The sequence below is a fragment of the Flavobacterium urumqiense genome, assembly GCF_900108015.1.
GTDB lineage: Bacteria > Bacteroidota > Bacteroidia > Flavobacteriales > Flavobacteriaceae > Flavobacterium > Flavobacterium urumqiense.
In genome coordinates this window covers 1-11,158 of sequence record NZ_FNVP01000022.1, presented here as the reverse complement: position 1 = coordinate 11,158, position 11,158 = coordinate 1, and the positions used below count along the sequence as shown (strand labels likewise).

Annotated in this window: 8 protein-coding genes and 1 pseudogene; 2 read left to right on the top strand and 7 right to left on the bottom strand. The window is 33.3% G+C overall.

The features are described 5' to 3' along the window. The 7 genes and pseudogenes from C4S35_RS15320 to C4S35_RS15295 form a co-directional block, all read right to left on the bottom strand. Positions 1-217, bottom strand: a 217-nt coding sequence (locus C4S35_RS15320) for a helix-turn-helix domain-containing protein (RefSeq protein WP_146059572.1), incomplete at its 3' end; no start/stop codon positions are given. A gap of 179 nt (positions 218-396) precedes the next feature. After that, positions 397-2,052, bottom strand: coding sequence for a T9SS type B sorting domain-containing protein (locus C4S35_RS15315; protein ID WP_104001019.1), 1,656 nt, complete (start codon positions 2,050-2,052; stop codon positions 397-399). Positions 2,053-2,315: 263 nt separating this feature from the next. Continuing rightward, the gene (locus tag C4S35_RS15675; protein WP_159916782.1) at positions 2,316-2,483 is read right to left on the bottom strand and encodes a hypothetical protein; all 168 of its coding nucleotides are present in this window, start codon (positions 2,481-2,483) and stop codon (positions 2,316-2,318) included. A 526-nt stretch (positions 2,484-3,009) separates the two neighbouring features. Continuing rightward, on the bottom strand, positions 3,010-5,982 hold the full coding sequence (secDF, locus tag C4S35_RS15310; protein WP_104001018.1) for a protein translocase subunit SecDF: 2,973 nt from the start codon (positions 5,980-5,982) through the stop codon (positions 3,010-3,012). A 223-nt stretch (positions 5,983-6,205) separates the two neighbouring features. Then, positions 6,206-7,141 (bottom strand): malate dehydrogenase, encoded by a 936-nt coding sequence (gene mdh, locus C4S35_RS15305; RefSeq protein WP_104001017.1) that lies wholly within the window; start codon positions 7,139-7,141, stop codon positions 6,206-6,208. Between the two features lie 79 nt (positions 7,142-7,220). Further along, positions 7,221-9,164, bottom strand: a complete 1,944-nt coding sequence (gyrB, locus tag C4S35_RS15300) for a DNA topoisomerase (ATP-hydrolyzing) subunit B (protein ID WP_104001016.1) — start codon at positions 9,162-9,164, stop codon at positions 7,221-7,223. Between the two features lie 178 nt (positions 9,165-9,342). Beyond that, positions 9,343-10,029: pseudogene (locus C4S35_RS15295) on the bottom strand (asparagine synthase-related protein); the annotation flags it as partial. 306 nt (positions 10,030-10,335) lie between these two features. Between C4S35_RS15295 and C4S35_RS15290 the strand changes: the two are divergent. Continuing rightward, positions 10,336-10,635: a transposase gene (locus C4S35_RS15290; protein ID WP_103998756.1), complete on the top strand. Its 300-nt coding sequence runs from the start codon at positions 10,336-10,338 to the stop codon at positions 10,633-10,635. After that, a partial coding sequence (locus C4S35_RS15285; RefSeq protein ID WP_146059571.1) for an IS3 family transposase occupies positions 10,632-11,158 on the top strand: 527 nt, incomplete at its 3' end. The genes C4S35_RS15290 and C4S35_RS15285, both read left to right, overlap by 4 nt.

The following is an 11,158-nucleotide window of genomic DNA, read 5'->3' as shown; positions in this document are numbered from 1 at the left end:
GATAAACTTTTTTAGGTTTATTTATTTGACGCTTATCGTATTTTCGCTGAGCTAATTCAGAACTGTATTTACCACTGCGTAAATCGCAATTGCGTTTTAATTCACGTGTTATAACAGATTTGTCCTTATTTATAAGAATTGCTATTTCACTTTTATTGTAGTTTTGATCTAATAATACACCGATTGTGTATCTTTGTTCGCTGGTTAAGTGGCTCATTATTTACAACTTTGGTCAGGAGCAAATAAAGAACATTTATTCCATTCGAGAGAGAGGGCTTTTTAAAAGTCCTTTCTTTTGAAAAAATGTCTTTATCTCCCCCCTAAAAGTTGCATTAATTAGTTGAATCTAGTAAATAAAAAAACCTTAAAAGTTATTCTTTTGAGGTTTTTTTAAATTTATCTTTTTAGAGAGAAATGAGATTTGAATATTTTGGGAATATTTTGCTCTGCATATTCTACACTGAACCAGTAATCATTTGACGGCATAGGGTGACCATTATAAGTTCCATCCCATCCCAAGCTTTCAGGTCTAAGTTCTTTTAAAAATTTTCCATAGCGATCAAATATTAGAATTCTGAAATTGGATTGATCTTCTAAACTAAAAATATTCCAAGTATCATTAGAACCATCATTATTTGGCGTGAAATATTTAGGATAATTAATCACTACAATGTTGTCATTACTATATTCACTGCAACCATTTAGATCTTTTACTGTAATTGAATGTGTTCCTAAAGATACATTTTCAAAAACGGGACTTTGTTGAAACAGTCCATAATCTAATTGATACAAATAATTTACTCCGACTGGATCTGTGACAGTCACTATTTGATTTTCGGCAAATGCATATGTTACGGTCCAACCTAAATTTACAATTGCGCCTGATGGAATTACAGTTACATAAATGGTTTTAACAGTTGGGGCACAAGGTTGACCTGGATTTGGAGTAAAAAGATATGCTCCACTAGTCGTATTATCAATTGTTGAAGGAGACCAAATTCCGGAAATTCCATTTGGTGATTTAGAATTCAAATTAGGAACTGCTTCACCAGAGCAGATTGAAAAATCGCTAAAATTAGGTTCAACTGGACCAACTGTCACGCTCAATATTTTAGTTAATGCACAAGGAAACAATATTGGATTTGGCGTGAAGACATAATTGGTTGTACCCGCTGTCGCCGTATTTACTTTAGTTGCAGACCAAGTTCCTGTAATTGCAGGACTATTTTCAGAACTAGTTGGCAAGTTTGTTGTTGCTTCATTTATACAATACGATGTTGGGATTGAGGGAAATGTCGGTGTTACTGTTGAAACACCGCACGGCACATAGCAAGTTACAGTTTGCGCAGGTATACACGGAAGAGTAGCATGTGTTAATGTTAATGTAGCAGATTGCCCAGGTAACATCCCAAATACTTGCCAATGTGATAATCCTGTACTTCCTGTAAAAACAGGGCCTCCTTGAATCGTATATGAAACATTATAAGAATTTGGATTTCCAGTAACATTTCCCCAATCAAAAAAAACGGAAGAATTTATATCGGCAGGTAAAATTTGGGATGGATCGCATTTTAGAACTTTATTAATAGTTCCATTATCGGCAACTACGTTAACAATAATTGGGGTACGAGGAGTACTTTCTACACCCAAAAGAGGTATTTCAGTAACATAATAAGTTGTTGATCCCACTGTAGTTGTAATTGGTGTAGGTGCTCCAAGCAATGCAACTCCTCCCGTTAATTCAGTATACCATTTCAGGGTAGCACCAACAACCGAAGGCGTTGCGGTTAATGGTACTGCAGTGCTATTTTGGCACAAATATATTTGTGAGGTTACCGACGGAGGAGCAGTAGCAATTCTTGAAAAAAGAAATTTTGTATATTCATTTTTTACAGTATCATAAGTAAAGCTATTCTCGAATGGGTTTACTGCGCTATCTAAATTATAAATAACTCCCCTTTCAAACTCGACTCTATTACTAATATTAAAAGCATAAAGACTAGCATTAATAAAAAAACAAACAAATATTAGTAATGTAGTAAATTTTCCCATTGTTTTAAACTTATTAAATAACTTCAAATATCCCGTAATACTAAATCAGAATGCTTAGTAAATATATAAAATTAGAAATTATTAAAGATTTATTTTTAATAATATTATACATTTCATGAAATTAACAACCTGATTACCAACTAAATACTTTCAATACTTATCAGTAAAATGAGATAAAAGTATTACATAACCAATATAATTCTGAATTATTTAAAAATGAAAAGAAAGCCCAAACGCAATATTTTTTGTATTAAAACCAATATTCAGACTAGAAAACCAAGATTAAAAACATGACAAATTTTTGGTGCTATATCAAAGTCAAATTTTTGAACTTTAAAACAAATTTCTACAGCTATAACATTTGAAAAAGCAAAACCTTTTGCCAGACGTTCTGTTTCATTATCTGCAATTACTGGTTCACTACTTCCCAAAATAAAGAAACTTCATGATCTTAAAATTGATTTTCTAACAACGAGACCAACAATTAAAATATACTAATTACTGTTTCTTATTTTAAAAAACCGTCCTTTTTTAGCTATATAATCGGGATCTTCAAAAGTAATAAATTAGGGATTAGTAAGTAGATACTTCGCAAAATTAACTTTTGGTTTAACCACTAATCTATCCGTAAAAGTCTTTGAATTCTTTATCAAATAACCAAGTTACAACTTGTAATAATGATTACTGAAAAAACAATTGCGATTCTTAAATTCGTTACCAAAAAATAAGAAGCAAATGATAAATTGAATTTATTTACCATAAAATGCATTACAAATAAAAATGAGATCTAAAGCAAAATATAATTTTCTTTCTATTTCCGTTTCGTATTAATAATAAAAAAATCCTCAAATATTTTTACTAAAATTCTCATTTTAAATTAGAATACTCTTTGATTAAAACAAAAAAAAGATCCAACTTTCGTTGGATCTTTCTCAATTATAATAAGTTGAATATCTCTTAAACTTCTTGATGATGTTGTTCTATTAACTTTTTATCTGCTTTAGATATCGTATCAACTAATACTGGTGTAGCGATAAATAATGAAGAATAAGTTCCTACAATAATACCAACTAACATTGCAAAGATGAATCCTCTGATAGAATCTCCTCCAAAAATAAACATGATTAATAAAACACCAATCATTGTTAATGAAGTATTGATCGTTCTTGACATGGTCGAATTAATTGATTTGTTCACAATTTCTCCAAAGTTGCCTTTTGTTTTTCCGTCTAAGAATTCACGAACCCTGTCAAATACAATAACCGTATCATTCATAGAGTACCCAATAACAGTTAGAATCGCAGCAATAAAATGTTGGTCGATTTCCATTCCGAAAGGCATGAATTTGTAGCATAAAGAATAGATTCCCAATACAAAAATAACATCATGCGCTACAGCAGCAATCGCTCCTAAACCATATTGCCATTTTCTGAAGCTAATAAATAAGTATAAAAATACAATTAACATCGCTCCAAGAACGGCCCAGTATGCATTAGTTTTAATATCTTCTGCTACAGTTGGCCCAACTTTTGACGCTAGTAAAATACCTAATTTTTTACCCTCGTATGCATTTACAAATTTATCATACGTTAAACCTGAAGAAAAATGTTGTTTTAAATTATTATACAATAACTTATTGACCTCTAAATCAGCTTGAGAACCGTGTTCTTCTACCTTATATTTAGTAGTAATTTTTAATTGGTTATCATTACCAAATATTTTTACTTCGGCACTTCCTTCAAATACTTTAGACAATTCTGCTTTTACAACTTCAGCACTAACTGGTTTTTCAAAACGTACTTGAAAAGTTCTTCCTCCTACAAAATCGACACCTTGATCTAATTTATTTGTAAATAATGAGATAACACTAACAATAACTACAATTGTAGAAAATGCGTATGTCCATTTTTTAACTCTCAAGAAATCAAAATGGAAATTCGTGAAGAAATTTTTAGAGAAGCTAGTAGTAAAAGTCAAATCATTCTTTCCAGCAATATTCTTGTCTATAAAAATTCTTGCAATAAATATTGAAGTAAATAAAGACGTAACAATACCAATCAATAATGTTGTAGCAAAACCTTTTATTGGTCCTGAACCAAAAATAAACAATACTGTACCAATTAAAATATGTGTAACGTTTGCATCTACAATAGATCGCATCGCACCTTTCCAACTATAAGAAGCAATAACTGCTTCACTCAATGTTTTTCCTTCTCGTAATTCTTCTTTTGCTCTTTCATAAATAATGATATTCGCATCTACCGCAGTACCCATCGTTAAAACGATGCCTGCAATACCTGGCAATGTAAGTACAGCACCTAAACTTGCTAAAATTCCAAATAAGAATAATAAGTTTACTGCCAATGCAATATTAGCATACCAACCTGCTTTACCATAGTAAACAATCATCCAAAGTGATACTAAAAGCAATCCAACAAGTGCAGAAGTTGTTCCGTTATCAATTGCTTCCTGACCTAAGGATGGACCTACTACTTCTGATTGAACAATATCTGCTGCAGCTGGTAATTTACCTGCTCTTAAAACATTGGCTAAATCTTTAGTTTGAGTTACATCAAAAGTTCCTGAAATTTCAGATCTACCTCCAGCAATTGGACCGCTAGAAACTCCTGGCGCAGAATATACAATATCATCCAAAACAATCGCGATATTGCTTTTTTGTGTATAAGCTCTACCTGTCAATTCTTCCCAAACTTTTGCTCCTTGGTTATTCATTTGCATAGAAACAGCTGGCTTTCCTGATTGATCAAAAGTATCTGATGCATCAGTAACTACGCCACCCGCCATTGCAGGGATATTATCTCTATTTCCTTTTAAAGCATATAATTCTACCGCATCAACATCTTTACCTTTTGCATCTTTAATAACGGAAGGAATTCCCCAAACAAATTTAGCATAACGTTGATCTCCTGCCAATAGAATTTTTATATCAGCTCTTTTTAAATATCCGTTTACAACAGCAGTATCTTTTGGTGAGAAAAGACCCAAAACCGGTCCACCACCTTGACCTATCATTTTATCCAACAAAGGATTATTTCCTTTTTTTGTCGCTGCAGAATCTTTACCATCCGTTAATAAAGCACTCAAAGAGTCTTTAACAACAGTTTTAGTTTCAACTTTATTGATTTCAGTTTTTTTCAATGACTCATTTGCAGCCATTAAAAAGTTCCCAATTTCCTCAATTTTGTAGGTTTCCCAAAATTCTAATTGAGCGGTACTTTGTAATAATTTCTTAATTCTATCTACATCTTTAGCACCAGGAAGCTCTACAAGAATTCTTCCAGATTCTCCTAATTTTTGAATATTAGGCTGAGTAACTCCAAATTTATCGATACGTTTTCTCAATACTCCGAAAGCACTTTCTACAGATTCATCAACTTTTCTTTTGATTACTTTTTGTACTTGCGCGTCAGTCATTTGAAAATCAACACCACCTTCACCTTGCAAACTTCTGTTTGCAAAAATATCTGGAGAAGCTAATTTTACAGTTCCTTTTGAATTCGTCTCGAAAGCATCAAAAAACTTATCTAAATAAGATTTATTTCCTTGTAAATCTGCAGTAGCATCAGCCAAAGACTTATTGAAAACTGGGTTTTTAGAATTATTCGATAATCCTTTCAATATGTCTTTAACTGATATTTGAAGTATTACATTAATACCACCTTCTAAGTCAAGACCTTTATTGATTTGTTTGTCACTTACTTCATTGAAAGTAAAATCAGTGAATCCAAGATTAAATACTTTTTCTTTTCCAATGGAATCTAAATATTTAACTTCTTTTTCAGGATTTCCACCAGCAAAAGATTTTGCATCATTTTTTACTTTACTTGAAACAAAAGTGAAAGAAAGTTGGTAAATACTTACCAATGCAAATAGAATTGCGAAAAATTTAATAAGTCCTTTATTCTGCATTATTACTAAAAATTAATTATTTTTATTTATTTATTTTTGTTTTATCCCAATAAAACATAGCCCTCACATCGATTTTTACTACTAAAAAACAACATTTCGAATTACATTATTTTTTTAGACCGAGCAAATATATAATTTAGGTTAAGATTAACAAATTATTTATGGATTAATCTCAAGAAAAAGACTGCGATGATGCAGTCTTCCCTATTTTATAATTAAAATATTATTCTAAAATCGATTTTAGTGCATCATTCATTTGCCTAACTGCATCAGCACTTTTAGCAAATAATGCTTTCTCTTGGTCATTTAGTTTAATGTCAAGAATTTCTTCTACTCCATTTTTACCAATGATACAAGGAACACCTATGCAAATATCATTTTGACCATATTCCCCTTCAACAAAAACAGAACAAGCAATCATTTTCTTTTGGTCATTCAAGATACTATCTACTAAAAAAGCAACAGAGGCTCCAGGAGCATACCAAGCGGAAGTTCCTAAAAGACCTGTAAGTGTAGCTCCTCCTATCATTGTATCAGCAGCTACTTTTTGCAATGCTTCTTCTGAAAGAAATTGAGATACCGGAATTCCGTTATAAGAAGCCAATCGAGTTAATGGAATCATGGTTGTATCACCATGTCCACCAATTACCATTGCCGAAATATCATTTGCTGGCTTATCTAGTGCCAAAGACAAATACGTTCTGAAACGAGAACTATCTAACGCTCCACCCATTCCAATAATCCTATTTTTTGGCAATCCAGTAGATTTCAATGCTAAATAAGTCATTGTATCCATAGGATTAGAAACAACTACTATAATAGTATTTGGCGAATGTTTCAATACATTTTCAGCAACCGTTTTTACGATTCCTGCATTGATGCCTATTAATTCTTCACGCGTCATACCTGGTTTTCTAGGAATCCCAGATGTAATTACCACTACATCACTTCCAGCTGTTTTTGAATAATCATTAGTTACACCCGATACTTTAGTATTGAAACCGGTATTGGTTGCACATTGCATGATATCCAAAGCTTTTCCTTCAGCAAAACCTTCTCTAATATCCAATAATACTACTTCACTTGCAATCCCTCTATAAGAAATTACGTCTGCACAGGTTGCACCTACATTTCCTGCTCCTACAATGGTAACTTTCATTTTTTTATGTTTATTTGGTTATTTGTTTAACCGTTGAATCGATTAAACAAATAACCAAATCAACGAATAAACGTTTTAATTAAGCATCTATATTAGCGTAAACTGCATTTTTCTCAATAAATTCTCTTCTTGGCGGTACCTCATCACCCATTAACATAGAGAAAACTCTATCCGCTTCGGCTAAACTGTCAATTGTTACCTGACGCAATGTTCTAAAACCAGGATCCATTGTAGTTTCCCAAAGTTGTTCCGCATTCATCTCTCCAAGACCTTTATAACGTTGAATTCCTGCGCTTCCGCCCATTCTTTCATTTGCCTGATCGCGTTGTACGTCATTCCAAGCGTATTCTTTCTTGTTTCCTTTTTTAACTAAATATAAAGGTGGCGCTGCAATATATACGTGACCTTCTTCGATTAATTCTTTCATAAATCTAAAGAAGAACGTCAAAATCAAAGTAGAAATATGACTACCATCGACATCGGCATCACACATAATAATTACTTTATGATAACGAAGTTTTGAAATATTCAAAGCTTTACTATCCTCTTCTGTACCAATCGTTACACCAAGTGCCGTGAAAATATTTCTAATCTCTTCGTTTTCAAAAACTTTGTGATGCATCGCTTTTTCTACGTTCAAAATCTTACCACGTAATGGCAAAATAGCCTGAAATGCGCGGTCACGACCTTGTTTCGCCGTTCCACCTGCCGAATCTCCCTCGACAAGATATACTTCGCATTTTGCAGGATCTTGCTCTGAACAATCAGACAATTTTCCTGGCAATCCACCACCACCCATTACGGTTTTGCGTTGTACCATTTCGCGCGCTTTTTTGGCTGCGTGACGGGCTTGAGCCGCAAGGATAACTTTTTGAACAATGATCCGAGCATCATTTGGATTTTCTTCCAAATAATTTTCTATCATTTCACTTACCGCTTGACTTACCGGAGAAACTACTTCTCTGTTTCCAAGTTTCGTTTTAGTTTGACCTTCAAATTGTGGTTCAGCAACTTTTACAGAAATAATAGCTGTCAATCCTTCGCGGAAGTCATCCCCTGAAATATCAAATTTCAATTTGTCTAACATTCCGGATGCATCCGCATATTTCTTAAGCGATCTGGTAAGACCAGTCCTAAAACCTTGCAAGTGCGTTCCTCCTTCGTGCGTATTGATATTGTTTACGTAAGAAAAAATATTTTCTGTATAACTTGTATTGTAAATCAAAGCCACCTCAACAGGAATCTCTCCTTTTTCATTATCCATCGAAATAACGTGTGCAATAATTGGCTCACGATTTCCATCTAAATAACGGATGTATTCTTTTAAACCTTCATCAGAATGAAATATCTCTGAAACAAAATTTCCGTCTTTATCTAATTCTCTTTTATCAGTAAAAGTAATTGTGATTCCCTTGTTCAGGTAAGACAATTCACGCATACGCGCTGATAAAGTATCATAAGAAAACTCGGTAGTTTGAGTGAATATGGTTTCATCGGGATAAAAAGTAACTATTGTCCCTCTTTTGGTAGTTTCCCCTATTTGTTTTACTGGATAAAGTGCTTTTCCTTTTTCATATTCTTGTTGGTATACGTTACCATCACTGCTATGAACTATCGCTATTAGGTGATTTGACAATGCGTTTACCACCGAAACTCCTACACCGTGAAGTCCTCCCGAAACTTTATAAGAATCCTTATCAAATTTTCCTCCAGCACCAATCTTGGTCATTACAACCTCAAGAGCCGAAACTCCTTCTTTTTTATGAATTCCTACTGGAATACCACGTCCGTTGTCTTCAACAGAAACAGATCCGTCTTCATTTATATCAACTATTATCGTATCACAATGGCCTCCCATTGCCTCATCGATTGAGTTATCTACAACTTCATAAACTAAATGATGCAGTCCTCGAACACCCACATCACCAATATACATCGATGGACGCATTCTTACGTGCTCCATTCCTTCTAATGCTTGAATACTATCTGCTGAATAATTGTCCTTCTTGATTTCTTCGCTCATATATTTTAATCTAAAAAAATGTAATTTTTGTCTAACACGCAAATATATAAAAACACAATTTATATAACCGTTAAAATCGCATTTTAAGCTGTTAAGTTATTAACATATTATTGACTTTTAAACATAAAAAAGATTCTCAAAATAGAGACCGTTCTTATTTATGCAAATTCGATACTTTTTATGCGGTAATTCCTGTTTTAACAATTTTAACATCAGCCTGAACTTGAGGAGTATTTGCTCTTCCTCTTGGATCTTGATTTTCTTGCCATTTTGGAATTCACTTTCTAACAGTCTGAACCGAGATGATTTGCGGATAATACGTACTAAATATCGATCTTTGCAAATAAGCTTCCTTTGTCGTTGGCGCATTACATGGTAACGCTACCGCTGCCACAGCTAGCTTTTTATCAGCAACTTGCAAAAAACAATACTCGATTAATTGGTCAATCCAGTTGTACCCTATTCCATCGGAAAATTGTTCTTTTTGTCTCCATAAAACTTCAGCTGGCAAGTATGGATCGTTTGGCGTGTCAAAGGCTTTTTTTAGAACGTATTTTTCTTTTCCATAATACGTTTTAGGCATCTTTTCTTCTGCTTTGATACGAACTGCCATATCTAAGAATTCTTTGTCTAAAAATGGATCTCTAATCTCTAAACCGTGAGCCATCGTTGATTTATCGGCGCTCAGCAAATCGGCAGTAAATAATTTCTGAACTCTTTAAATTGTTTCTTTTTGATAATCTTCTACCGTAGGCGCATTTCTAAAATACAAGTACTCTCCAAAAATCTCATCAGCACCTTCTCCTGAAAGCACCATTTTTATTTCTAAATCCGTAATCGCTTTTGATAAGAAATACATTGGCGTACCATTACATGAAAATCACTTTCATCCGCACCATGATGTGACATTCTTTTAGAAAGCTCTTGTACTAACTTTTCCTCTTTTCCTTTTCCGATAATGAATAATATAAGACATAACTCTATTTTAAAATATTTTATTCTTTTTCACAAGACAAAGAGGCAGTACTAGTTATAATTATAAAACACAAATGCGTTATTTAGCTACAATATAAAACCCTAGTAGCGATTTACATTAAAAATGTAAAATAAAGTACTGGACATGCTAACTTAGCCATCACAGAAAGTTAAGAAATAATCTTAATTTTAACCTATGAAACAAGTGCGCAAAATTTATGACAAAGCTTTCAAAGAAAAAGCGGTCCAATTGAGTTATGAGAGAACAAACATATCAGAACTGGCCAGAGAGCTGGGAGTATCAGCACCACAGTTGTACAAATGGCGCAAAGAGTTCGAGGAGTTTGGAGAGGGAAGTTTTCCTGGAAGAGGGAATTTAAAACTAAGTCCTGAACAAGAAAAAATTCACGAATTGGAGAAAAGACTCAAAGATGCCGAGTTAGAGCGTGATATATTAAAAAAAGCAATCGGCATTTTTTCCAAGAGCGATCGATGATTTACAGTTTCATTAAAAACAATGAACAAGTATTCCCGATTGAAAAAATGTGCAAAGTTCTACAAGTGAGTAGTGGAAGTTATTACCGATGGAAAAAACAAACAATCACTGCAAGACAGCAACGAAAAATCGCCATAAAAGAAAAGATAACAGTGATTTATTTTGAATCCAAACAACGATACGGAAGTCCTAGAATAACATTAGAACTTAGGAGTATTGGTTATAAAATTTCAAGAATTAGTGTAGCAAAATATATGAAACAGCTAGGCTTACGAAGTAAATTATGCAAGAAATTCAAAGTAACGACCAACTCAAATCATAATTATTTAATCGTTGAAAATATATTAAACAGAGGGTTTATTGTAAAAATGCCTTCAAAAGCTTGGGTTTCTGATATCACCTATATTCAAACCAAAGAGGGATTTGTATACCTGACAACTATTATGGATTTGTACGACCGAAAAATTATAGGTTGGAGTTTGAGCGATGGAATGAGTACGGATGAAACCTCGCTTAAGGCTTG

Coding starts and splice junctions, on each gene's coding strand:
- C4S35_RS15315 (WP_104001019.1), bottom strand. CDS start 2,052: ATGGGAAAATTTACTACATTACTAATATTTGTTTGTTTTTTTATTAAT.
- secDF (WP_104001018.1), bottom strand. CDS start 5,982: ATGCAGAATAAAGGACTTATTAAATTTTTCGCAATTCTATTTGCATTG.
- mdh (WP_104001017.1), bottom strand. CDS start 7,141: ATGAAAGTTACCATTGTAGGAGCAGGAAATGTAGGTGCAACCTGTGCA.
- gyrB (WP_104001016.1), bottom strand. CDS start 9,164: ATGAGCGAAGAAATCAAGAAGGACAATTATTCAGCAGATAGTATTCAA.
- C4S35_RS15290 (WP_103998756.1), top strand. CDS start 10,336: ATGAAACAAGTGCGCAAAATTTATGACAAAGCTTTCAAAGAAAAAGCG.